This window comes from Roseovarius spongiae, from assembly GCF_003651245.1.
In the GTDB taxonomy this organism is placed as follows: domain Bacteria; phylum Pseudomonadota; class Alphaproteobacteria; order Rhodobacterales; family Rhodobacteraceae; genus Roseovarius; species Roseovarius spongiae.
The window spans coordinates 191,391-213,810 of record NZ_RAPE01000005.1 but is presented as its reverse complement, the minus strand read 5'-3'; the positions used below and the strand labels follow the sequence as shown (position 1 = coordinate 213,810).

22 protein-coding genes are annotated in these 22,420 nt (G+C 68.0%); 5 read left to right on the top strand and 17 right to left on the bottom strand.

Annotated elements, in window-relative coordinates; translation table 11 throughout:
• The first annotated feature begins 7 nt into the window (after positions 1-7).
• Positions 8-520 (top strand): flagellar basal body-associated FliL family protein, encoded by a 513-nt coding sequence (locus tag D6850_RS16205; RefSeq protein WP_121168655.1) that lies wholly within the window; start codon positions 8-10, stop codon positions 518-520.
• On the opposite strand, the gene D6850_RS16200 is transcribed toward D6850_RS16205, so the two are convergent.
• The 10 genes from D6850_RS16200 to D6850_RS16155 form a co-directional block, all read right to left on the bottom strand.
• Entirely contained in the window at positions 501-923 is a 423-nt protein-coding gene (locus tag D6850_RS16200; RefSeq protein ID WP_121168654.1) for a hypothetical protein, read from the bottom strand. The genes D6850_RS16205 and D6850_RS16200 overlap by 20 nt on opposite strands.
• The gene (locus D6850_RS16195) at positions 920-2,005 is read right to left on the bottom strand and encodes an EscU/YscU/HrcU family type III secretion system export apparatus switch protein (RefSeq protein WP_121168653.1); all 1,086 of its coding nucleotides are present in this window, start codon (positions 2,003-2,005) and stop codon (positions 920-922) included. The genes D6850_RS16200 and D6850_RS16195 overlap by 4 nt, the downstream gene beginning before the upstream one ends.
• A complete protein-coding gene (locus D6850_RS16190; RefSeq protein WP_121168712.1) occupies positions 2,005-2,739 on the bottom strand; it encodes a flagellar biosynthetic protein FliR in 735 nt (244 codons plus the stop codon). The genes D6850_RS16195 and D6850_RS16190 overlap by 1 nt, the downstream gene beginning before the upstream one ends.
• Positions 2,740-2,774: 35 nt before the next feature.
• Complete coding sequence (gene flhA / locus D6850_RS16185) at positions 2,775-4,862, bottom strand: flagellar biosynthesis protein FlhA (protein ID WP_121168652.1); 2,088 nt, start codon at positions 4,860-4,862, stop codon at positions 2,775-2,777.
• Between the two features lie 3 nt (positions 4,863-4,865).
• Positions 4,866-5,579 (bottom strand): lytic transglycosylase domain-containing protein, encoded by a 714-nt coding sequence (locus tag D6850_RS16180; protein ID WP_425452404.1) that lies wholly within the window; start codon positions 5,577-5,579, stop codon positions 4,866-4,868.
• A gap of 199 nt (positions 5,580-5,778) precedes the next feature.
• Entirely contained in the window at positions 5,779-8,070 is a 2,292-nt protein-coding gene (locus tag D6850_RS16175; RefSeq protein WP_121168650.1) for a hypothetical protein, read from the bottom strand.
• Positions 8,070-8,939 (bottom strand): flagellar motor stator protein MotA, encoded by an 870-nt coding sequence (gene motA, locus D6850_RS16170; RefSeq protein ID WP_121168649.1) that lies wholly within the window; start codon positions 8,937-8,939, stop codon positions 8,070-8,072. Before motA ends, D6850_RS16175 begins: the two co-directional genes overlap by 1 nt.
• A gap of 72 nt (positions 8,940-9,011) precedes the next feature.
• On the bottom strand, positions 9,012-9,626 hold the full coding sequence (locus D6850_RS16165; protein ID WP_121168648.1) for a MotE family protein: 615 nt from the start codon (positions 9,624-9,626) through the stop codon (positions 9,012-9,014).
• Positions 9,626-10,042, bottom strand: a complete 417-nt coding sequence (locus tag D6850_RS16160; protein WP_121168647.1) for a hypothetical protein — start codon at positions 10,040-10,042, stop codon at positions 9,626-9,628. Before D6850_RS16160 ends, D6850_RS16165 begins: the two co-directional genes overlap by 1 nt.
• A 9-nt stretch (positions 10,043-10,051) precedes the next feature.
• Complete coding sequence (locus D6850_RS16155) at positions 10,052-10,567, bottom strand: flagellar basal body-associated FliL family protein (protein ID WP_121168646.1); 516 nt, start codon at positions 10,565-10,567, stop codon at positions 10,052-10,054.
• A 78-nt stretch (positions 10,568-10,645) separates the two neighbouring features.
• Here D6850_RS16155 and fliF point away from each other — a divergent pair, with 78 nt between their 5' ends.
• The 4 genes from fliF (at position 10,646) to fliP (ending at position 14,041) form a co-directional block, all read left to right on the top strand.
• Positions 10,646-12,346 (top strand): flagellar basal-body MS-ring/collar protein FliF, encoded by a 1,701-nt coding sequence (fliF, locus tag D6850_RS16150; RefSeq protein WP_245964219.1) that lies wholly within the window; start codon positions 10,646-10,648, stop codon positions 12,344-12,346.
• The gene (locus D6850_RS16145) at positions 12,346-12,954 is read left to right on the top strand and encodes a FliH/SctL family protein (protein ID WP_121168644.1); all 609 of its coding nucleotides are present in this window, start codon (positions 12,346-12,348) and stop codon (positions 12,952-12,954) included. The genes fliF and D6850_RS16145 overlap by 1 nt, the downstream gene beginning before the upstream one ends.
• On the top strand, positions 12,954-13,244 hold the full coding sequence (locus D6850_RS16140; protein WP_121168643.1) for a FliM/FliN family flagellar motor switch protein: 291 nt from the start codon (positions 12,954-12,956) through the stop codon (positions 13,242-13,244). The genes D6850_RS16145 and D6850_RS16140 overlap by 1 nt, the downstream gene beginning before the upstream one ends.
• Positions 13,245-13,327: 83 nt before the next feature.
• A complete protein-coding gene (fliP, locus tag D6850_RS16135) occupies positions 13,328-14,041 on the top strand; it encodes a flagellar type III secretion system pore protein FliP (protein ID WP_245964218.1) in 714 nt (237 codons plus the stop codon).
• 267 nt (positions 14,042-14,308) lie between these two features.
• Here the strand turns inward: fliP and D6850_RS16130 are convergent, their stop codons facing one another.
• The 7 genes from D6850_RS16130 to D6850_RS16100 form a co-directional block, all read right to left on the bottom strand.
• Positions 14,309-15,421, bottom strand: coding sequence for a flagellar basal body P-ring protein FlgI (locus tag D6850_RS16130; RefSeq protein ID WP_121168641.1), 1,113 nt, complete (start codon positions 15,419-15,421; stop codon positions 14,309-14,311).
• Positions 15,418-16,425: a flagellin gene (locus D6850_RS16125; RefSeq protein WP_121168640.1), complete on the bottom strand. Its 1,008-nt coding sequence runs from the start codon at positions 16,423-16,425 to the stop codon at positions 15,418-15,420. Before D6850_RS16125 ends, D6850_RS16130 begins: the two co-directional genes overlap by 4 nt.
• A gap of 3 nt (positions 16,426-16,428) precedes the next feature.
• Complete coding sequence (gene flgK, locus D6850_RS16120; protein ID WP_121168639.1) at positions 16,429-17,883, bottom strand: flagellar hook-associated protein FlgK; 1,455 nt, start codon at positions 17,881-17,883, stop codon at positions 16,429-16,431.
• Positions 17,884-17,946: 63 nt separating this feature from the next.
• Positions 17,947-19,251, bottom strand: a complete 1,305-nt coding sequence (locus tag D6850_RS16115) for a flagellar hook protein FlgE (protein ID WP_206019300.1) — start codon at positions 19,249-19,251, stop codon at positions 17,947-17,949.
• Positions 19,252-19,368: 117 nt separating this feature from the next.
• Positions 19,369-20,199: a flagellar motor protein MotB gene (locus tag D6850_RS16110; protein WP_121168637.1), complete on the bottom strand. Its 831-nt coding sequence runs from the start codon at positions 20,197-20,199 to the stop codon at positions 19,369-19,371.
• 146 nt (positions 20,200-20,345) lie between these two features.
• On the bottom strand, positions 20,346-21,566 hold the full coding sequence (locus D6850_RS16105; protein ID WP_121168636.1) for a phenylacetate--CoA ligase family protein: 1,221 nt from the start codon (positions 21,564-21,566) through the stop codon (positions 20,346-20,348).
• Positions 21,567-21,593: 27 nt separating this feature from the next.
• A complete protein-coding gene (locus tag D6850_RS16100; RefSeq protein WP_121168635.1) occupies positions 21,594-22,418 on the bottom strand; it encodes an ABC transporter ATP-binding protein in 825 nt (274 codons plus the stop codon).
• Between the last annotated feature and the right edge of the window lie 2 nt (positions 22,419-22,420).

The window sequence follows — 22,420 nt, the reverse complement described above, 5'->3', positions numbered from 1 at the left end:
GAGCGCGATGAAGAAACTGCTGCCCCTGGTTCTTATGCTCGCCGGCATCGGCGGCGGCGTCGGCGCGGGGCTTGCGCTCAGGCCTGCCGCCCCCGTGGCGGCTGACGGGAATGCGGCTGACGGGGAGGCCGCGAAACCGGCGCTCGAAACGCCGGCCGTGAAGGCCCGCGATGACGATCATGGCGGCAACCCTGCCGACGCGGATTACGTCAAGCTCAACAACCAGTTCGTGGTGCCCGTCGTCACGCGCGACAAGGTCGCCGCGCTCGTCGTGATGTCGCTCAGCATCGAGCTTGCGGGCGGCAGCCCCGAAACCGTCTACCTGCGCGAACCGAAGCTGCGCGACCAGTTCCTCCAGGTGTTGTTCGACCACGCCAACATGGGCGGTTTCGAGGGCGCGTTCACCAGCGCGCGCAAGCTCGACGTGCTGCGCGCGGCGCTGCTCGAGGTGGCGCGGGCCGTCATCGGCCCCGAGGTCGCAAGCGTGCTGATCACCGACATCAACCGCCAGGACGCATGACGCCCAGCGCCTGAACCGCGTCTTCGCGGCGTTTGCCCGCGGCCTCGCGCGCCTCGGCGCGTGCGCGGTTCCCAAGCTCGTCTATCGCGGCCTTGCGTCCGAAGGCGCGGCGCAGATCGTTCATGCGTCCCGCCTTGCGCACCAGAACCTGCGCCAATTCGGTGTTCAGCTCCGCCCGCCTGCGCCCGACCCAGCCCTGCCAGAGCAGGTCCGCGCCGACGGCGCGCGGCGCGCTCAGTTGCGTCGGCGGCAGCGCCGCCGCGGCCTTGCGATGATCGTCGAGTTCCGCCAGCGCCCGGCGCAGCTCGGCCTCGCGGCGCATGAGGTCGCGCAGCTTTGCCTGCTCGGTCTCGAAGAGCAGGCCGGCAACCTCGCCCAACCCGGTCGGATCCTGCCGGCTCATCCCCGCCTCCCGGCGCGGCGGCGCATGGTTTCGGCGAACCGGATGGCTGCGGCCACGGCGCGGTAGTGGTCAGGGTCGATCTCCTGCCCGATCTCGGTCGTGGCGTAAAGGGCGCGGGCGGTCGGCGGGTCCTGGCGCACCGGCACGCCATGTTCGCGCGCAAGATCGCGAATCGCCAGCGCCATGTGGTCGACCCCCTTGGCGACGCATTCCGGCGCCGCGCCCGGTTCGCGGCTCCAGCGCAGGGCGACGGCGTAGTGGGTCGGGTTCATCACCACCACGTCGGCGGTCGGCACGTCCGTCATCATCTTTTCCGACGCGATCTGCGTGGCGCGGGCGCGGCGCTCCTGTTTCATGTGCGGGTCGCCCTCGTGCTGCTTGTGCTCGTCGCGGACCTCCTGGTGCGACATCCGGTTGCGCCGCATGTGATCGAAATGCTGCCAGAGGTAATCGACCGCCCCGATCGCGATGGCGATCACGCAGACCACCATCATGAACTCGAGCAGCATCCGCACCATCAATGCGCCCACGCCGCGCGGCTCTGCGGTGAGCGCGCCGCCCATCTCGGGCAGACGCCATTGCAGGTAGAGCCCCAGCAGCACGGAATAGAGCGCCAGCTTGGCCAGGCTCTTGGCGAACTCGAACAGGCCGGAGGGGCCGAACTTGTTCTTCGCGTTGCTGACGGGGTTGATGCGCGAGGGTTTGGGCTTCAGCTTCGACGGCGCGACGACGAGGCTGCGTTGCGCCAGCACCGACAAAAGCGCCGCCGCGGCGGGCAGGATCAGCCACGCCGCGAGCCCGAGGCCGATCGCCCCCATCAGTCCGCCCGCCGTGGCCCGCGCCTGTCCGCCGAACATCAGCGGCGCGAGGCGATCCGGCCCGCCGAGCAGCCCGAGGAAGACGTCGCTCACCGCTTCCACGGAGGCGGCGCCGGCGGTCAGCCCCGCGAGCAGGAAACCGACATAGGCAGCGGCAGTGTTGAGATCGGCCGAGCGCACCAGCTCGCCCTTCTTGCGCGCCTCGTCAAGCTTGTGCTGCGTCGGCTCGTGACTCTTGTCCGTGTCGTCCTGCTGCCCGGCCATCAGCGGCCCCCGAACGGGTTGGCGAGGAAGCCGTCGAGCGCCTCCATCCAGAGCGTGAGCATGGTCGGCGCCAGCAGGAAGAGCAGGAACAGACCGCCGAAGGTGATGACCGGCGCGCCGACGAAGACGACCATCATCTGCGGCATGGCGCGGTTGATGATGCCGAGGGTGAGATTGTAGAGCAAGGACACGATCACGAAGGGCGCGGCGAGGCTGAAGGCCAGGGCAAAGGCGTTTGAGACCTGCGCCACGCCCCATTGCGACAGCGCCGCCGTTTCGGGTAGTTCGCCCGCCGGCAGGACCGTGTAGCTGGCGATCACCATCTGCGCGAGATGCACATGCAGGTCGAGCAGCATCGCCAGCGCAAGGCCGCCCACGACCAGCAGATGCCCCATCGCCGGCAGCGGCTCCATCCCGGCGCTGCCGAGGATCTGGCTCAGCGACGTGGCCTGCGCCGCCATCGATCCCGCGGTCTGAAGCGCCATCAGGAACAGCCGCAGCCCGATCCCGATCGCAAGCCCCGCGACCGCCTCCGCAATGGCGAGCCAGGCGAAGGCGATCAGCGTGGCGGGGGCGGGGCCGATCATATCCGCGACGGCGGGGGCGACGATAACGGTAAAGACCAGCGCCAGCGCCAGCTTGATCCGGACGGGAACCGAGTTTTCGCCGAAGCCGGGACAGAGCGACATCACCGGCCCGACCCGCAGGAACACGACGGCGTACAGCCAGATCATCTCCCGCGACAACGACAGAAGCTCCGCCAGCGCGTTCACGCCGCCGCCACCCCGACAAGCGCGGGGCGCGCCTCGATGCCGATTTCCTCGAAGGAGAGCACCGGATTGGCGATGCTCTTGGCCGCCAGCACAGTGCGCAGGAAGCGGCGGCGCGCGGTCGAGGTGACGATCGCCGGGAACACCCCCGATTCGGCGGCGCGGGATACTTCGCCCGCCACCGACTCGGTCAGACGGTTGAAGAGTTCGGGCGGCAGCGCGACGTCGAGCCGCGCGCGGTCCTGGTCGACCTGGTAGGTGCTGAACGTATCCTCCCATTCCGGCGCCAGCTGGATCAGCGGCAAGGAGCCGTCATCGCGCTGCAACGCCGCCACTAGCTGGAAGCCGAGCCGCTGGCGGACATGTTCGCAGATCGCCTCGGGCGCCTTGTGCATCTGGCGGCCCTCCGCCGTCGCCTCGATGATGAGCGGCAGGTTGCGGATCGACACCTGTTCGGCCAGCAGCAGCCGCAGCACGGCGTGGAGCAGGTCGGCGGGCACGCGGTCCGGGATCATCTCATCCAGCAGCTTGCGGTTGGCCTCGGCGCGGGCCGGGTCGCTGAGATTCACCATCTCGTCGAGCAGCCGGCGCATCGCCTTCATCGTCAGCAGGCGGCTCAGGTTGCGGCGGATCACCTCGAGCAGATGCGTCGCGAGGATTTCCGCGGGGGCCACCAGCGTCGCGCCGGTCAGCGCCACGTCATCCTGACGCGCCTCGGGGATCCAGCGGGCGGGCGCGCCGTAGACGGGCTCGCTCACCGTGTCGCCCGCCGGCGCATCGGGCGTTCCGTCGGGATCGAGCAGGAGCAGGTGATCGCCGCGCAGCGTGGCGCGCCCCTGCTCGACCCCCTGCACCCGGATGATGTAGGCCCCGGTCCCGAGCGTCGGGTCGTCGGTCAGCCGGATCTCGGGGAGGATCATCCCGAACTGCGTGACCACATGCGTGCGCATGTTGGTGATCCGCGCGTCGAGCCCGGTGCCGGGATCGAGCACGAGGTTCACGAGGTCCGGGGCGAACTCCACATGGATGTCGTCAAGCTCGAGCAGGTCGCCGAGCGATTTGCCGGTCGATTCGGGGGCGCTGTCCCGCGGTTCGGGGCGCTCATGGGCGCGCGCCCGTTCACGCCGGTGCAATACCAGCGCCGTCGCCCCGAGCGCACAGCCGCCCAGCATGAACGGCGCAAAGGGAAGCCCGGGCACCAGTGCGAACAGCGCCATCAGGAACGCCACCGTCGCCATCGCCGCGGGGTGCCGGCCCAGCTGCGCGGCGAGCGCGATGTCGGTCGCGCCGATCGCCCCGCCCCGCGACAGCAGCAGCGCCGACGCGATCGAGATGATGACCGCCGGGATCTGCGTCACCAGCCCGTCGCCCACGGTCAGGATCGCGTAGGTCTCGAACGCGGCGCCGAGCGGCATGTCATGCACCACCGTGCCCATCACCAGCCCCATGACCAGGTTGAGCAACGTGATCAGGAGGCCCGCGACCGCGTCCCCCTTGACGAATTTCGACGCCCCGTCGAGCGAGCCGAAGAAGGTGGTTTCCTGTTGTTCGCGCTCGCGCCTTTCGCGCGCTTCGGCGTGGTCGATGGCGCCCGCGGACATGTCGCTGTCGATCGCCAGCTGCTTGCCCGGCATCCCGTCGAGCGCGAAGCGCGCGCCGACCTCGGCCATGCGCGCGGCCCCCTTGGTGATGACCATGAAGTTCACGATCATCAGCACGCCGAACACCACCAGCCCGAGGAAGACGCTGCCGCCCATAACGAAGCTCGCGAATCCCTCGATCACGTCGCCCGCCGCGCCGGCGCCGGTATGGCCTTCGCCGATGATCAGCTTGGTCGAGGACACGTTGAGCGACAGGCGCAGCATGAGCGAGGCGAGCAGGATCGTCGGGAAGGCCGAGAAATCGAGCGGCCGCTCGATGAAGAGGGTGACGGTGAAGATCAGGATCGCGAGTCCGAAGGACGCGGCCAGCCCGACATCGAGCACCCAAGGCGGCATCGGCAGGATCATCATGACGATGATCGCCATCAGCGCAAGCGCGAGCAGGACCGTCGGCTGGAACAGGTTGCCGATGCGCAGGCCGTTCATCGATCAGGACTCCTGCGCGGCAAGGACGAACAATGCCGGACGCCTTGACGCTTCCAGCGGCACCAGCGATCCGAACCGCCCCGCGCCTTCCCCCGCCTGCAAGAGCGGATAGGCGTTGACGCGCGCCGCCTGCGTGGAGGCGGCAGACGCGTCCCGGACGGCGGCCAGGACGGGCGCGGGCGGCGCCGGCCCGCCGACCGTCTTGCGAATGCGGGCGAAGCGGGCCTCGTACCGGTCCGCGTATTTGGGGGTGCGCGAGTGATAGGCTCCGGCGGCCTTGGTCCAGTCGCCGGTTTCGGCAAAGAGCGATTTCAGGAACCGCGCGGCATAGGCGGCGTTCTCATGCGGGTCGAACATCGCGTCTATGGACGTGAACTCCGCCCCATGCCACTTGTAGTTGATCTGGAAGCAGCCGACATCGAAGCTGCGCGCGCCGCGCTTGTAGTGCCGCATGACATAGGCGCGCGCCTCGCGCTCGGTCGCGAACCATTTCCCGACTCCTTCCATGTTGACCGTCCACGGCCAGGGCTGCAGCTTTCCGCCGCGCGCGCGCCCGGTTTCCGTGCGGGTGATCGCCCGCAGCACCGAGACGGGCACGCCCGAATGACGCGCGGCCCGCTGCGCCGCCTGGTCGCAAAGCTCTGCTGTCGGATCAGGCCCGCCGGCCAGGGCGAGCCGCGGCAGCGCCGACAGGAGGGCGATCAACAGCAAAGCCACCAGCCAGTCATGCAACCCTGCCTCATTGCGGGGGACGCCAAGCGCCCCCGCCTGTTTGGCAGGGCGCCGTCCGCGATCCGCTTGGTCTTCGTTTCGTCGCACGAGTCACCCTTTTTCGGTCAGCGCATTCTGTCGCTGCGACGTCACGCTATTTCCGGTTGATTGAGATTCGGTTACTTCCTTGACGAAACGGGGATCGTCATTCGCCCTCGTCAGGCTCTCCGGGGATCTGGCGCGCGCCGAGAAGGTTGCCGACCAGGCTCCGCGTCGTCGCACTCGCGTCGATCAGCGCGCGGTCATGCGCCAGCAGATTGCCGTCGGACAGGGCCTCCGGCGCGCCCGAACCGCTCGCGAGCCGGGCAATCTCCGCATCGCCCAACGCCGAGGCCAGTTCCCAATCCTCTGCCTGCATCGCGGCGCGCAACGCGGAATCAGGTTGGCCGCCCGTCGCATAGAGTTCACGGGCCGCGTTGAACTCGCCCGCCATGCTACGGGCGTCGGCGCGCAGCCGGTTCGCGTCGGGCCCGGACAGGCCGAGAAGCTCGACCAGCGCCTGTCGCGGCGTGCCAAGGGCGCGCGCGGCCTTCGCCCGCAGGAGCCGACGTTCGCGCTGCGCCGGCCCCTGCGCCGCGCCGTCCAGGTACGCCTGCGCAGCAACCGGAAAACCGGTGTCCAGGAGGCGCCGGGCGATGGCGGTTTCCGTTTCCGCGCTTAGACGGCCGTCGATTTCCGGCTGCATGGACAGCGCGTATGTCAGGAAAGTCACGTCCTCGGCGTTTCGCGTCAGAAGATCGAACAGCGTATCTGTCACATGCCGGCGCGTCGCCTCCGGAAGCTCCGCGTCAAGGCGCGCGCGATGGTCGAAGGCGTTCTTGAATGCGCCCGACGCGGCGCTCGCCTCGATATACGCGCGGGCGAGGTCAGGACCGATCTCGGCGTCGCGCAGCTCATGCGCATAGGCCCCGGCGAGATCAGCCATGTCCTGCGGGATCGCGCGTCCTGAAGCGAGGCGCGCATCGATGCGCCGAAGCAGGGCTTCGGCCGCGATCTCCACGTTGGATTCGACAATCCGGCCCAGGGTTTCATCGGCGGCGGCGTCGTCACCTGCTGCGAGCTCGACCTCCGCTCGCGCAAGCCCTTGGCCGGGAGCCGGCGCAGCGCCGCCGCGCTCAAGCTGGCGCAGGACGTCGTCGGCCGCTTCGGCGCGGCCCGCCGCCATGAGCTTGCGCGCGAGGTTCGGTGCGAGGAGATCACGAAGATGGCGGGGCAGGGCGTTGACGCCGCGAAGGATCGCATCGAGATCGAGAGGCGCACCGGGCGGCAGCGCCCGGTATGACAGCGCCGACCACATTGCGGCACCGGACGCGCAGCTGAGCTGTCCGGCAAGCGACGATCCCTCCGCCTCTCCGTGCTGGAATATATCTGCGATCGCGCGGGCGACCTGAACCTTCCGCCCTTCGACTCCGGCGACATGCAACACCTGCCGGGCTTCGACGCCGAAGCCGTGGTGAAGATAGAGCCTGGCGAGATCGAGCGCCGCGGCCCCGTCGAAACGGCCCAACTCGTCCGTAAGCCGTGCGCGGGCCGGACCGATCCGGGTCGCGAAACTCCCGCCATCGCCCCATTGCGCGATCGCCAGAGCGTCGTCGCCGAGGCAGACCTTGCCCTTGTAAGTGACCTGAAGCGTATCGCTTGGCGCGATGACCTCGTGATCCAGGGACATTTCGGAACGAAGCTGGAGACCGGGCCCGGCATCCGGTTCCGGCGCCGGCGTTCGCACGGGATCTGCGCCGTCATTCGCTCCGGGCGGCGGCTCAGCCTCGGTTCCGCCGGGCGAAATGTCCACCTGCGGCGACAAGAGCCCCATTGTCGTCGCCCGGGAAATCTGCCTGGCCAGTTGCTCCCGCGCGATGGACAAATCAGGCTTTGGCGGAACACCGGGCGGCGACGGCGCCGGCGCCATCCCAAAAAGGTCCTGTGCGAGGGACGCCGCGGCCAGTTCCGCGGCGATACGTCCGGCTGTCAGGAGATGCGCCGGACCGCGGTCCGCCTGTATCGGGACGACCTTCTCCGGCGAAGGGGACGGCCGGGTCTTTTGCGCGCCAGCGCCGTCCGCGATGATATCTGGATCGCGGATGTCGATCACGAGCATGGACTGCCCGTGCCAGAACGTCTCAATAGCACATTCGCAGCCCAGCGTCAGGCGCAGCCCGCCGGGTGTCGGCGCGATGTTCCTGAGCCGGTCGTCGCGCATGCGCACGAACACGGTCGAGAGGTCAAAACGCCACGCGCGATCCTTGACGATCACCTTCCGATCACGGCCGGTTCCGGTAATGCGCCAGTCGACGCGATGTGGCAGCGCCAGCACGAGACGCGAGAATCCGTCGTGATCGCCCGAGCGCACCGTCACTTCCCCCGGCGTCGCGGCCGGGACCGCAGAGCCGAAGGCCCAGAGCAGCGCAATGCAAGCGATGATGAGAAAGCGGCGCATCACGCCGCGTCCTGCTTGACCGATTTCAATGCTTCTTCGAGGTCGGAGAAGCTCGGCCTGCGATGTGACGGCGTATTCTGGCGACCGACCTCGATGCAGATGTTGGTTGCGTGGCTGTGCAGGTTGGCGACCAGCACCTCGCGGATGAGCTGATAGAAATGCGCGTCTTCCTCGACCACCGATCTCACCTTCGCCGCGAACGGCCCGACCAGGCCATAGGCGAGGAAGACGCCGAGGAACGTCCCGACCAGCGCGCCGCCGATCATCTTGCCAAGGATCTCGGGCGGCTGGTCGATCGACGCCATCGTCTTGATCACGCCCAGTACCGCGGCGACGATGCCAAGCGCGGGCAATCCGTCCGCGACGGTCTGCAACGCGTGGCTCGAATGCAGTGCGTGATTGAGGTTCGCCTCCATCCGCTTGTCGAGCACCTCTTCGACCTGGTGCGGGTCGTCGTAGTTCATCGACGCCGAGCGGATCGTGTCGCTGATCAGCGCGATCGCCTCGGCATCCTTGAGGATCTTCGGATACCTGCCGAAGATCGCCGAGTCCTGCGGCGCCTCGATATGTTCCTCCACCGCGACCGGGTTCTGCCGGCCGAGCCGGATCAGTTCGAACAGCAGGCACAGCAGGTCGCGATAATCCTCCTGCTTCCACTTGGGCCCCTTGAAGACCTTGCCGATGTCCCTGATCGTGTGTTTGACGCCAGCCCCGTCATTGCCGAGCATGAACGCGCCGGCCGCCGCGCCGCCGATGATCATCATCTCGAAGGGCAACGCCTTCATGATGATCCCGAGCTTGCCCCCCGCGGCGAGGTAACCGCCGAATACCATCGCGAAGATAACCAGGATACCGATAATGCCGATCATTGCGTCCTCCGCCGCGTCATACGCGGGCCACAGTGCCACTGCGGCGTTAAAATTCCCTGACCCGGAGACGGATCATTCGGTCGGCGCGCCCGCGTTCCGCCCGGCCAGCACGACGCTGAAGCGATGCGCGGCGTCGGGGCTGAGCCCGGCCATGATTCCCGCCGCCGCCTCGGGGCGCATGCGCCCGAGGAATCCCGCGGCGAAGTCCGCGTTCATCTCTTCGAAGAGCGCGGCGGCGTCCTTGGGCTTCATGCTTTCGTAAACCTTGGTGAGCCGCGCGATGTCACCCTCGGCCGCGCCATCGGCGAGCGCGATCATGGCGCGCAGATCCTCTTCCGCCTGTTCGAGCAGGGCAAGCTTGCGCGCCACCTCGCGATCCGCGAGCTTCAACGCCTGAAGGCGGTCCGTGATGGCAGTTTCCCGCGCTTCGATCCGCGCCTCGCGCGCCTGGAACGCCTTGAGGACGGCGCGCATCTCCTCGGGCGGCTCGCAGGATCGCGCTTCGCGCTCGGCGGCGTCCGGCGGCGTGACATCGCCCGGCGCGGCGGCCCGGGCAAAGACCTGCCCGGCGTCGCCGCCCATCCGCAGCATCGCCGACGCCACCAGGAGACCCGCGATCACGATCAGCGTGCCCCGCCCGGCGCGGCTTCGCTTGCGGCGCGGCGCGTCTGTTCCTCGGGCGGCCATCACGCGGCGCCCGTTTCATGGCGGCGGAATACCGGACCGAGCGGAGGCGACTCAGGTGTAGCCGAAGCAGAGGGATCGTGGCGCGCGAACCGGGCCTCGGGCTGTTCGGCTTCGGGAGCGACCTCTTGTGCGTCGGGAAGATCGTGCATCGCCGCGACCATCAGCTCCAGCCGACGCGCGACGCCTTCCGCGCGGTCCGTCAGCTTTTCCAGCGATTCGGTCGATGTCCCCGCCGCGCCCTGCGCCGCGTCGAGCGTGCGGGTGAGGTCATCCACCTGCACCGAAAGAACGGCCACGGCGCCGCCGACCCCGTTCTCGAGATCGTTGAAGCGCCTCAGGCGACGCCCCAGGACATAACAGTAAAGCCCCGCGCCGAGCGCCCCGGCCACCAGCAGAATGTCGGCAATAAGTTCCATGTCACACCTTCAGTTCAACACGAATTCCATGATCAGAAGATCGCGCACCCGGTCTTTTCCGGTGACGATCTGCACGCGGCGCAGCATTTGCGACCGCAGCCGGATCAGCGCGGTGCTGTCCGCCAGGTCGGCGGTCTCCAGCGCCCTGAGATAGCTATTGAGCACGTCGATCACGCGCGGCATCAGCGTCTCGACCTCGCCTTGGTATCGGCTGGCCACCTCCAGCTGTGCGCGGAACCGCAGGTGGGCGCCGGTCGCGCCGTCGCCGAGCGAAATCACGAGCGGATCGACGGGCACATAGGCGATGTCCGGCATGGCGACATGCGATTCTCCTGCGCCGCCCCCGTCCGAAGCGGGCCTGGCATGCGCCGCGCCGGCATGTGATTCGCCGCCCATGATCAGCCCGGACCACACGGCGTAGAATCCGCCCCCCGCCCCGGCGAGAGCGAGCCCGACGCCCAGCAATAGCGGCAGTTTCGAAGATTTGGCCGGCGCATTCGCGGCGCCGTCATCCGTGTCGGCCATGCCTGGTCCTTCCCGTTTCAACTCTCCCGACTTTTAGCCGACAGGCACTAACCGATTGTTAAGCCTGATGAGCCAAAGATGACGCCACCGTCCGGCAGAACGCCGGGCCAGCAGGAGGCATGGCACTTGCAGCAGATCGCGCAACTCTGGACCGCTCTGGACATCCGCAAACGGGTGATCGTCATACTGGCCAGCCTGGCCGTCTTCGCCGCCGTTCTCGGACTCGGCCGCATGGCCGCCACGCCCAGCATGGCGTTGCTCTACGCCGGGCTCGAAAGCGGTCCGGCGGGCGAGGTCGTGCGCGCGCTGGAACAGCGCGGCGTCACCTACGAGGTGCGCGGCGGCGCGATCTTCGTCGAGAGCGCGCGGCGCGACGAATTGCGCATGACCCTTGCGAGCGAGGGGCTGCCGGTCAGTTCCTCGAAGGGCTATGAGCTGCTGGACGGGCTGTCGGGTTTCGGCACGACGTCGCAGATGTTCGACGCCGCCTACTGGCGCGCCAAGGAGGGCGAACTGGCGCGGACCATCCTCGCCAGCCCCGCCATCGGCGCGGCGCGGGTGCATATCGCCAATACCGGCTCGAACCCATTTCAGCGCGACGTGCGGCCCACCGCCTCGGTCATGGTCACGCCCGCGGGCGGCGACATCTCCGCCCAGCAGGCGCAGGCGCTGCGGTTCCTCGTCGCCTCGGCGGTGACCGGGCTCACCCCCGAGGACGTTTCGGTGATCGACGCCAATGGCGGCCTGATCGGCGCCGCCGAGGAGACCCCCGCCAATGGCGCGGAAGACCGCTCCGCCGCCCTGCGCGAGCGGGTTCAGAGGCTGCTCGAGGCGCGTGTCGGACACGGCAACGCGGTGGTCGAAGTCAGCGTCGACACCGTCAAGACGACGGAAACGCTGCGCGAACGCCGCATCGATCCAGAAAGCCGCGTCGCCATCAGCACCGACACCGAGGAGCGCACCGATTCGTCGACCGACCAGGGCGGCGGCGACGTCACCGTCGCGTCGAACCTGCCGGACGGCGACGCCAACGGGCAGGGCGGATCGCAAAGCAGCACGACGAACGAATCACGCGAACGGGTAAACTACGAGGTCTCGGAAACCGAACGCGAGGTGACCCAGGCGCCCGGCGCGATCCGCCGCCTCAGCGTCGCGGTGTTGGTGAACGGGATAACCACGACCGACGCCAACGGCGCGGCCTCGTTCTCGCCGCGCCCCGCCGAAGAGCTGGACGCGCTGCGCGAACTCGTATCCTCCGCCGTCGGCTATGACGAGGCCCGCGGCGACACGATCACGATCAAGACGATGGAATTCGACCTCCCAAAGCCGCTCGGGACCAGCGCCGAGCCGTCCCTTTTCGCCTCAAGCGGGCTCGACCTGATGTCGCTTGTCCAGGCGGCCGTGCTTGGCCTTGTTGCATTGCTCCTCGGGCTGTTCGTCATCCGTCCCCTGCTGATGCGCGGGCCCGGACAGCCCGCCAAGGCGCTTGCGCCGCCGCAGGGCGAATCGGACGCCGCACAGGCCCGCGCCGGCGCCGCATCCGAGGACGCGGCGCCGCTCACCCCCCTCACCGGGGAGATCGACGACAGAGATTTCGACACCGACAGCCTGCCCATCGTCTCCGAGCGCCGCCGCGACACCAGTGATCGCGCCCTGCCCGAGGATACTGCGCCCGGCGAGGATGCTGTCGCCCGGCTGCGCTCGATGATCGGCGAGCGGCAGGAGGAAACCGTCGAAGTGCTGCGCACCTGGCTCGAAGGCGAAGAGGAGACGGCCTGATGTCCATCGCACATCTCCTGCGCGATTTCGGCTCCGGCGATCCGCGCGACACGATCTCGATCAGCCAGGTCTCGCTCGAGGATGAGCGGCTCGAGTCGTTCGAGAAGGGCTACAAGGCCGGCTGGGACGATGCGATCAAGGCCCAGGAGGGCGACCGCACCCGGATTTCCGCCGATTTCGCCGCGAATCTCCAGGATTTGTCCTTCACCTGCCAGGAGGCGCAGGCCGGGCTTCTCGCCGGGTTGCGGCCGCTGCTGACCGGGATGGTGGAAACCGTCCTGCCGCGGCTCGCGCATGCGACGCTCGGGGTGCGGGTCATCGAACTGCTGGAGGAGCAGGCGAAACAGGCAGGCGACGCGCCTGCGCAGATCGTGACCTCCCCCGCCGACGCCGGCGCGCTCGAATCGCTGCTCGAAACGGTGGAGCGCGCGGATGTCACCGTCCGTCCCGAGCCGTCTCTCGGCGAAGGGCAGGTCCATATCCGGGTCGGCGAAAGCGAGGCGCGGATCGATCTCGATGCCGTCCTGCGCGAAATCGAAGCGGCGGTGAGCGGGTTCTTCGAGAACATGGACCATACCGCCCGCGCCCCGGCCAAGGAGAGAGCCTGATGACCACGCCAGAGACGAAATCCCGCAACATGGACGCCGGAAACCCGTTCTCGAACGTTCCGATCGAGATCACGATTTCCATCGGCAAGGCGCGGCCCAATATCGGCGAGCTGCTGAAGATGGGCGAAGACGCGGTGCTGCCGCTCGACAGCCGGGTTGACGACCCCGTCGAACTCTATGTCGGAGACCGGCTCATCGCGCGCGGCGAGCTTGAAGAGATGGACGGCGACAACGCCGGACAACTCGCCGTGCGCCTGACCGAGGTCGCCGATCTGCAAGACGGGTTCTGATGATCGACCCATGCTCATCCGCCGGGGGCAGGGGGCGGGATCGTTCAGCGCGATGCCGGATGCGCGCCGGGACGCGGCTTGCCATGATCGCCGCTCTCGGGCTTTTGGCCGGGGCGACGCCCGCGCTGGCCCAGGGCATTTCGATCTCGCTCGGGGAGGGCGGATCGCTCACGGCGCAGACATTGCAGCTGATCGCGCTGATCACCGTGCTCAGCCTCGCGCCGGGCCTCGCGATCATGATCACCTGCTTTCCGTTCATCGTCACGGTGCTGGCGATATTGCGGCAGGGTATCGGGCTGCAACAATCGCCGCCCAACATGCTGATCATCAGCCTTGCGCTCTTCTTGACCTATTTCGTCATGGAGCCGGTCTTCTTGGAGGCGTGGCGATCCGGGATTGAACCGATGCTGCAAGACGCGCTACCGGTGCAGGACGCCGTGCCGCGCGCGCTTGAACCGTTCCGCGTCTTCATGGCGAACCGGATCGAACCTGACACGTTCGCGGCAATGGCGGATCTGCGGCCCGACACCGCGCAGATCGCGAGCGGACCCGACGCGCCGCTTTCCGTCCTGATCCCCAGCTTTCTGCTTTCCGAGATCGCTCGCGCCTTCCAGATCGGTTTTCTCGTGTTCCTGCCGTTCCTGATCATCGATCTCGTGGTCGCGGCGGTGCTGATGTCGATGGGCATGATGATGGTGCCGCCCGCAATCGTGTCGCTTCCCTTCAAGCTCGCCTTCTTCGTCATTGCCGACGGTTGGTCGCTGGTCGCCGGAAGCCTGGTGCGCAGCTACTTCTGAGCGATTGCGCCGCGCCGCATTCCGGGGCTGATCCGACCGCTACAGCCGCAACGTTTCCATCCCGCCCCGCCTTGGATACCGGCGACGGTCCGCCGCGCGCGTGGTCGCCATGGCCGATGAGGCAGAGGCGTCGCCGAGGCCGATGAACCCTCATTCGGTGCATGGCGCGTCAGTGCGACCGGTTGTCATGCAAATTGTCGTTCGGCTCCGGCGACCGCTGCTCGGGCTCAGCCCTGCGCGTGATGGGTACCGGCGCGGCGCCGGGCCTCAGCGCACGACGAATTCGGCATGCAGCGCGCCGGCGGCCTTGATGCTCTTGAGGATGTCGATCATGTCGCGCGGCGCGACGCCCAACGCGTTGAGCCCCGCGATCACCTCTGATAATGTCGTGCCCGGCGCCACCTCGGCCAGGCCGATGCCTGGTTCTTCCTCGATATCCGCGTCGGTGCGCGGCACCACGAGCGTCTCACCGGGCGCGAAGGGGTTGGGTTGCGCCACGACGGGCGTTTCGCGGACCCGCAGCGTCAGGCCGCCCTGGCTCACCGCGATGCGGCTGATGCGCACGTCCTGACCCATCACGATGGTGCCGGAGCGCTGGTCGACCACCACGCGGGCCTTGCGCTCAGGGTCGATGCGGATGTTCTCGATCGCGGCCAGCGCGTGGGCTGGCGACCGGGCGCGCGTGCCCGAGATATCGAGCTGTACCGTCCCCGAATCCATCATCACCGCGACGCCGCGTCCGAATCGCGCGTTGATCGCGGATTCGATCCGCCCCGCCGTGGTGAAATCCGGTTCGCGCAACGCGAGCCGCAGGCTCGACAGCGAGCCGAGCGCGAACTCGATCTCGCGCTCGACCCGCGCGCCCGAGGGAATGACGCCGGCGGTCGGCACGCCCTGAACGACGCTCGCCGCGTCGCCCTCGGCGGCGGCGCCGCCGGCGATGATCGTGCCCTGCGCCACCGCGTAGATCTGCCCGTCGGCCGCGTTGAGCGGGGTCATCACCAGCGTTCCGCCCAGCAGGCTGCTGGCGTCGCCGATGGCCGACACGGTCACGTCGATCTGCCCGCCCGCGCGCGCGAAGGGCGGCAGGCTGCCGGTCACGAACACGGCCGCGACGTTCTTTGGGCGGAACTGCTCACCAGTGACGTTGACGCCGAGCCGTTCAAGGATGTTGGTCATGATCTCCTCGGTGAAGGGCGCGTTGCGCAGCCCGTCCCCGGTGCCGTTCAGCCCGACGACGAGCCCGTAACCGACAAGGTCGTTGCCCCGCACCCCGTCGAATTCGACCAGATCCTTGATCCGTATCTGGTTCGCGTCGGCCGGCTGGATCGGCAGGACGAGGCTCAACAGGGCCAGGCGGCACAGGCGCAGGAGGATCATGACAGGAAATTCACCAGGTTGAGGCGCGACGAGCGCGCGGTGATCGCATAAAGCGTCTCGAGCTGGAACTGGACCTGCTCCAGCTCGCTCGCCGTGTCATAAGGATCGACCGCGAGCAGCGTGTTGCGCGCCGATTCGAGCCCGGCAAGTTCGCTTGACAGTCCGGCGACCGCCTGTTCGATCCGCGATTGCGCCGACCCGAGCCTGGCCTGTATCCCGGTCACCGCGCCCGCCCCGGTCAGAAGCGCATCGCTTGCGCGGCGCAGCAGCAGCATGCGGTCGTCTCGCGCGATTCCGAGCGCCGAGTCGTCCGCGAGCGCGGCCATCACCGTGTCGCGCAACGCGCCGCGCAGCGCCGGGTCGTCCGCTCTGACGGAGAGTTCGACCGATGTCCCGTCGCCGATGCGATGCGGCGCGAGACTGCCGCCGCCACCCCGGTAGATCGTAGTCTCGAACCCGCCGCCGGGTCCGAAAAACGCATCGAGGCCGGCCTCGACGCCGGCGGCGTCGATCGCTCCGGCGACGGCCAGCCGGGCGGCGTCCAGCAGGGTTCCGGCGGAGGCGAGCGGCAGGCTGGACGGGTCGTCGCCGCCGAAAACCGGGCGCCCCGCCACGTCCCGGTTCAACGCGGAAACCATCGAGTCGAGCGCTCCGCGGGCCTGCTCCGCGAGCGCCGGCAGGGACGTCGCATCGGTCGTGCCGGCGGCAAGGGCCGCGGCGACGCCAAGATCGCCAGCCTTCCGGTGAACCTCCTCGAGCGCGATCTGCATCGCGTCGGCGTAGATCCCGGCCTCCTGTGCCGCAGTCTGGCGGCTCTGCTGGAGCGTGATGCGGTGTTCGATATCGCCGAGTTCGGACAGACGCCCGCCGAGATGGCGCGCGACGTCGGCGGTGCGGCCGCTCGCCAGCTCGGCGGTGAGCGAGGACATGCGCGTCTTGAGCGCGGTGTTCTGGCGCCGGGTCACGAAATTCTGGGCCAGATCGCCGAGAGAGGGAAGGGGCATGGGTCAGATCCTCAACAGGGTTTGCATCATCTCGTCCAGCGTCCGGATCATCCGGGCGTTCGCGGCGTAGGCCTGTTCGATCAGGAGCAGACGCTGGGTTTCGGCATCCGAATCGACCCCGGTTTCCAGCAGGCGTTCCTGCGTTTCGGATGCAAGCGCGGCGGAATGGCTCCGGGCGCGATCCTCGGTGACCTGGAGTTGTCCGAAATGCGAGGTCAGCTTCGCCACGTGATGCGACGCGTCCCCTGCGCCGCCGCCCAGGCCGCCGGAGGCGAGCGCGCCGCGCGCCGAGAGCGCGTCGCTCAACGCGTGCAGCTGGCGCGAATTGCCCGCCGGACCGGGGGCGGCGGCGTTCAGGCCATCGCGCAGCCGCCAGGCGTCGCCGCCCTGCGCCGGATCGACCAGCGCGTTGAGCGTGACGCGCCCTGCGATGCCGGTTTCATTGACGGGTGCGAACGCGGCGCCGCCATCGGTGAACAGCCCCGGGTCGCCCGCGCCGAGGGTCGCATCGACGGAGGGGGATTGAAACCGCTCGATCACGTCCCGTGCGATGGCGTCGATCTGAGCCTGCGCGTCCGGCGCCAGGTCGTCGCGCAGCTCGAACAGCGCGGCCAGCTTGCCGCCCGCCACGGGGCTGCGCGGCCCGGACGGCGGGACGGTCTGGCCGTCGATGACAAGCCCCGAGAGAAGCCCGCCGTCCAGCGTCAAGTGCGGTGCAATGACGTTGGCGCGCGTGAACTCGAGCGTCGCGGCGGTGCTGTCGACCAGCAGCGCGCCCCCCGGCGTCATCAGGGCGACGGTCCCGCGGTTGCGCGGAACTTCCCGAACGGGGATGAATTCCGCGATCCGGTCGATCACCACTTGGCGTTGGTCCTCGAGGCCGGAGGAGCCGAGCCCGCGGCCCCGCGCATCCGATATCCGCCGGTTCAGGTCCTGCACCTGCTCAAAGGACGTATTGAGCATCTGCACCGCGGATTCGATCCCGGCTTCGGCGTCCTGGCGGCTTGACTGGATGTGGTTCGAAGCCGAGCGCAACGCGCCGGTCAGTTCGCCCGCGCGTTGCGCTGCCGCCTCAAGGCGGTCCTGCGCGTCGGGACGCGCGGCGGCGGTGACGAGGCTCACCTCGAGCGCGGCGAGGCGCGCGGAGAGAGAGCCGGGCTCATCCGGCGTGCCGATGGCGTTCTGCACGCTCTCGATAAAACCCGCCCGCGTCTGCGCGTGGGCGAGGCTGCCGTCGGCCATTCGACGATCGCCGAGCAACCCCGCGTCGACATGCCGGGTGACGCCGACCACCTGCACTCCGCCGCTGGCGCCGTGAGAGTTCGCCGCCAGTTCGATATCGCGGCGCGCATAGCCTTCGGTATCGAGGTTCGCGAGGTTGCTGGACACGACGTTGACCGCGCGCGCATTGGCGGTCAGGCCGCTGAGCGCGTTCGACAGGGCGCTGGAGATGCTCATGGCTGTGCCTTTCGGTTCGTCCCGGCGCGCGGCGCGATCCGGCTAGGGCGCCGCGCGTCAGGGTCAGCGTTTGATGTTGGTGGTTTCCTGCAACATCTCGTCGACGGTCTGGATCACCTTGGCGTTCGACGAATAGGCGCGCTGGGTCTGGATCATGTCGGTCAGTTCGCCGGCGACGTCCGTGGCGCTTTCCTCGCGGGCGAAGGAGACGATATCGCCCGTCGGCCCGTCGCCGGCGTCCCAGAGGAAGAACGACCCGCTTTCGGGCGATGGCATGAATGTCTGCTTGTCGAGCGACACCATGCCGTTCGGGTTGGGCAGGTCCACCAGCGGCACCTGGTAGATGACGCGCGTCATCCCGGTGTCGAAGGAGGCGCGGACAAAGCCGTTCTCGTCGACCTCCGCCGAGGTCATGTTGCCCACCGGGGAGCCGTCCTTGGAGATCGAGAGCGGCGCGAAACTGTCGGAAAGCTGCGTCAGCCCGTCCGAGGCGCCGAGCCGCCCGATATTCACCTCCATCGGGCCGCCCGCGACACTCACGATCACCGTGCCCGAGGCCGGATCATAGGTCCCGCCGGTCCCGCCCGTCGCCACCCCCAGGAGCGTGCCGCCCGAGGCGCGCGCATCGTCGAAGGTCAGCGTGTATTCCCCGATAACAGCGTTTCCGGAGGCGGAATCACGCAGGGTCATCGTCCACTCGTTCGAGTTTCCCGACCCCGGGATCGTCGGGGCGAATTCGATTCCGATCGTCTCCGACTTGCCGAGATTGTCGAAATATTCGACCGACAGTTGCTGGGGATCGCCCGTCGCGGTCGAGGCGGTGTCGGTCGCGGGCAGGTTCAGCCCGAGATCGATCTTGGTGGTCGGCTCGCCGATCAGCTTGTTGACGTTGATCTGCACCGGCTCCAGCCCGTCGCTGGTGTCGCGCGGAAACTCGGGCACCGTGCCGTCGGGATTGGCCGGCCAGCCCAAGAGAACCAGCCCCGATTCGGTTCGCAGGATACCGCGCGAATCCGTGCGGAAAGAGCCGGTGGTCGTCAGCAGCATCTGGCTGTCGCCGTTGCCGACGTTGAGCTGGGTCTCGCGCGCGACCGGCAGCATGCCGCGGCCGCGCACGGCCAGATCGGTGGCGTTGGACGTCATGACCAGCGACCCGCCCTGGTCGATCAGGCGCTGGGTCGAAGAACGTACGCCGCCCGCGGAATAGCTTCCGCCACCCGAACTTATGACCATCGATTGGAAATCGGTTTCGACCCTCTTGTATCCGTAGGTCGCTGAGTTGGCGATGTTGTCCGAAATGGCCGCGAGCCGCGAGGCATTCGCACTGAGCGCGGCCACGCCTGCGTTCAACGAGGAGGAAATTGTCATGAATACGCCTTTCTGCTGCATCGGCTGTTCCTGGGCACAAGGCATAGCGCCTCTCCCTTTAACAGCGTGCTAACAGATAAAATTCGGCCTATTCCCCGCGCGCCTGTCGCGTCTTCGTCAGATATCGGATCGCAGGAAAATCACCTCCATGCGGTTGTTGCGCGCCGCCATCGGATCATCGGTCGCCGGCTCGCGATCCGCATGGCCTGTGACGCGCTGCATGCGACCCGCGCGGACGCCGGACGATTCGAGCAACCGTCGCAGCGCGTTGGCGCGCGCGGTGGAGAGATCCCAGACCGGGTTGTCGCGCAGGACCACGGGCGCGGCCTTGGTGTGGCCTTCGATCGCCAGCGCATTGGTCACGAGTCCGCCGAGTTCGACCATGAGTTCGGCCAGCGCGCGCATCAGCGCGGTCGGCGCATCGCTGCCCGGCTCGAACAGCGGCGCGCCCTCAACCGCGAACAGCTCGACCACCAGCCCCTCGTCCGTGACGCGGGTGAGGATATGCCGTTGCAGGTTGCGCGTGACCGTGCTTTCGCCGCTCATCCCTTGCAGGAGTGTGTCGAAGGCCTCCTTCATCTTCGCCAGTTCAGCCGCCTGGTCGGACAGGTCGCCGCGGGCGCGGTCCGCTTCGGTCGGGCGGCGCTGGGTCGCGCCGGTGCCGTTGCGGATCAGGGTTTCTTCGGAAAAGACGCTGTCGCCGCCGAAATCGCCGTCGCCGCCCCCCGAGACGCGGTTGATCGGGATAGTCGGGCTGAAATAATCGGCCAACCCCTTGCGTTGCTTTTCCGTCGTCGCGTTCAGCAGCCACATCAACAGGAAAAAGGCCATCATCGCGGTCACGAAATCCGCGTAGGCGACCTTCCAGGCACCGCCATGATGCCCGCCGCCCTGAACGATCTTCTTTCTCTTGATGATGACTGGCCGCGCATTGCTCTGCGCACTCATGTCCACCACCTATTTACTCACCCGAGGACCGGGATAGCAGGGGCGGTGTGAAGGCCGCGTTAACGATTCAACTTGTCGGCGTTTAACGTTCAGCGTCCGAACGGTGGGCTCGGAGAGTTAGCCGCTGATCGGGCTTGCTGGCCCCGTCAATCGTACTCGCGCTGATCTTCTATGACTTTTCCATCGTTGGGAAGGGCGCCCCTTGGCACGATTTCGACCCGGCCCTTGAGCTTGAGCAATTCGGCCACCGACGCCGCGTAGGCCGTCTCGTCGCCGCCTTCGGCTTCGATGCGCACGGTCATCACGTCGCTCTCGCCCTCGCGGCTGGCGATGACGCGGGCGCGGGCGATCTCGTCGTGGCGCGCGACCAGCGCGGCGACCTGTTCGGGGCGCACGAACATGCCCTTGAACTTGGTGGTCTGGTCGGCGCGGCCCATCCAGCCCTTGATGCGGATATTCGTTCTGCCGCAGGGGCTTGCGCCTTCCATGATCGCGCTCAGATCGCCGGTGGCGAAGCGGATCAGCGGATAGTCCGGGTTGAGCGTGGTAACCACCACTTCGCCCACTTCGCCGGGCGGGACGGGATCGCCGGTGCCGGGTGTCACGATCTCGACGATCACGCCCTCGTCGACGATCAGCCCCTCCATCGCGGCGCTCTCAAAGGCGATGTTGCCAAGGTCGGCGGTGGCGTAGCATTGCAGGCATTCGATGCCGCGATCGGCATATTCCCGTCGCAGGCTCGGGAACAACGCGCCCCCTCCGACGGCTGCCTTTGCGATCTTGAGCGGCAGGCCCATCTCGTCCGCGCGGTCGAGGATCACCTTGAGGTAATCGGGCGTCCCGGCATAGGCGGTCACGCCGATGTCATGCGCCGCCCGCGCCTGAAGCTCGGTCTGCCCGGTCCCAGCGGGCAATACCGCTGCCCCCACCGCGCGCGCGCCGTTCTCGAAGATCATGCCGGCGGGCGTCAGGTGATAGCCGAAGCAGTTCTGCACGATGTCCCCCGGCCCGATCCCGCAGGCATGCAGGAAACGGCCCATGCGCCACCAGTCATGCGCGTCGCCGCCCGGCTCGTAAATCGGGCCCGGCGACTGAAACACATGCGCGAAGGTTGCCGCGGGCCGCGTCGTCAGCCCTCCGAGGGGCGCCGCACCGGCCTGCGCCGCGCCGAGGTCGGACTTGCGCAGCACCGGCAGGTCGGCAAGCGCGGCCACCGACATGACGCGCGCAGCGTCCACGCCCGAGAGCCGGTCGCCGTAACCGGGCAGCGTCTGCGCGCGGGCGATCTGCGCCGGCAGGTCGCGGGCCAGCGCGCCGGCGCGCGCCTCCGGGCTGCGGGTCTCGAGCTCGTCGTAATGTCTAGACATAATATCCTCTCCAGCCCATCCGCGCCGTCAACTCAGCCACCGCTTGCGCCGCCGGTAGCTGCGCACGTCGCGAAAGCTCTTGCGCCCCTCGTCCGACATGCCGAGGTAGAATTCCTTCACGTCCGGGTTCTCGCGCAGCTCCTTCGCGGGGCCGTCCATCACCACGCGCCCGGATTCCAGGATATAGCCGTAATGCGCGAAACGCAGCGCGACGTTGGTGTTCTGCTCGGCCAGAAGAAAGGTCGCGCCCTCGTTGTCGTTCAGCGACTTCACGATGTTGAAGATCTCCTCCACCAGCTGCGGCGCGAGCCCCATGCTCGGCTCGTCCAGCAGGATCGTTTCAGGACGGCTCATCAGGGCGCGCCCGATGGCGACCATCTGCTGTTCCCCGCCAGAGGTATAGCCCGCCTGGCTGCGCCGCCGCTCCTTGAGCCGCGGAAAATAGCTGTAGACGAGGTCGAGATCGGCGTCGATGTCGCCGCGCCCCGCGCTGCGCGTATAGGCCCCGGTCAGCAGGTTTTCCTCGACCGTCAGGTGCTCAAAGCAGTGCCGCCCCTCCATTACCTGGATGACGCCCCGCTTGACGAGGTCCGAGGGCGCGAGGTCCTGTATCCGCTCGCCGTGATAGGTGATGCTGCCCTTGGTCACCTCGCCGCGCTCCGAGCGCAGCAGGTTCGAGATCGACTTGAGCGTGGTGGTCTTGCCCGCCCCGTTGCCGCCCAGAAGCGCGGTGATCCCGCCCTTGGGCACGCTCAGGCTGACGCCCTTCAGGACCAATATCACGTGATTGTAGATCACCTCGATATTGTTCACCTCGAGCAGCTTCTCGTCGGTCTCCCCAGCATCGAGCATCG

Bases quoted from the DNA above. Each gene is read 5' to 3' on its own strand.
- D6850_RS16155 (WP_121168646.1), bottom strand. From the start codon at position 10,567: ATGGCCGACACGGATGACGGCGCCGCGAATGCGCCGGCCAAATCTTCG.
- flgK (WP_121168639.1), bottom strand. From the start codon at position 17,883: ATGAGCATCTCCAGCGCCCTGTCGAACGCGCTCAGCGGCCTGACCGCC.
- motA (WP_121168649.1), bottom strand. From the start codon at position 8,939: ATGATCGGCATTATCGGTATCCTGGTTATCTTCGCGATGGTATTCGGC.
- D6850_RS16140 (WP_121168643.1), top strand. From the start codon at position 12,954: ATGACCACGCCAGAGACGAAATCCCGCAACATGGACGCCGGAAACCCG.
- D6850_RS16115 (WP_206019300.1), bottom strand. From the start codon at position 19,251: ATGACAATTTCCTCCTCGTTGAACGCAGGCGTGGCCGCGCTCAGTGCG.
- D6850_RS16110 (WP_121168637.1), bottom strand. From the start codon at position 20,199: ATGAGTGCGCAGAGCAATGCGCGGCCAGTCATCATCAAGAGAAAGAAG.
- fliP (WP_245964218.1), top strand. From the start codon at position 13,328: ATGATCGCCGCTCTCGGGCTTTTGGCCGGGGCGACGCCCGCGCTGGCC.
- flhA (WP_121168652.1), bottom strand. From the start codon at position 4,862: ATGAACGGCCTGCGCATCGGCAACCTGTTCCAGCCGACGGTCCTGCTC.
- D6850_RS16105 (WP_121168636.1), bottom strand. From the start codon at position 21,566: ATGTCTAGACATTACGACGAGCTCGAGACCCGCAGCCCGGAGGCGCGC.
- D6850_RS16190 (WP_121168712.1), bottom strand. From the start codon at position 2,739: ATGATCTGGCTGTACGCCGTCGTGTTCCTGCGGGTCGGGCCGGTGATG.
- D6850_RS16205 (WP_121168655.1), top strand. From the start codon at position 8: ATGAAGAAACTGCTGCCCCTGGTTCTTATGCTCGCCGGCATCGGCGGC.
- D6850_RS16200 (WP_121168654.1), bottom strand. From the start codon at position 923: ATGAGCCGGCAGGATCCGACCGGGTTGGGCGAGGTTGCCGGCCTGCTC.
- D6850_RS16160 (WP_121168647.1), bottom strand. From the start codon at position 10,042: ATGGAACTTATTGCCGACATTCTGCTGGTGGCCGGGGCGCTCGGCGCG.
- D6850_RS16165 (WP_121168648.1), bottom strand. From the start codon at position 9,626: ATGGCCGCCCGAGGAACAGACGCGCCGCGCCGCAAGCGAAGCCGCGCC.
- D6850_RS16175 (WP_121168650.1), bottom strand. From the start codon at position 8,070: ATGCGCCGCTTTCTCATCATCGCTTGCATTGCGCTGCTCTGGGCCTTC.
- fliF (WP_245964219.1), top strand. From the start codon at position 10,646: ATGACGCCACCGTCCGGCAGAACGCCGGGCCAGCAGGAGGCATGGCAC.
- D6850_RS16130 (WP_121168641.1), bottom strand. From the start codon at position 15,421: ATGATCCTCCTGCGCCTGTGCCGCCTGGCCCTGTTGAGCCTCGTCCTG.
- D6850_RS16195 (WP_121168653.1), bottom strand. From the start codon at position 2,005: ATGGCCGGGCAGCAGGACGACACGGACAAGAGTCACGAGCCGACGCAG.
- D6850_RS16100 (WP_121168635.1), bottom strand. From the start codon at position 22,418: ATGCTCGATGCTGGGGAGACCGACGAGAAGCTGCTCGAGGTGAACAAT.
- D6850_RS16125 (WP_121168640.1), bottom strand. From the start codon at position 16,425: ATGCCCCTTCCCTCTCTCGGCGATCTGGCCCAGAATTTCGTGACCCGG.
- D6850_RS16145 (WP_121168644.1), top strand. From the start codon at position 12,346: ATGTCCATCGCACATCTCCTGCGCGATTTCGGCTCCGGCGATCCGCGC.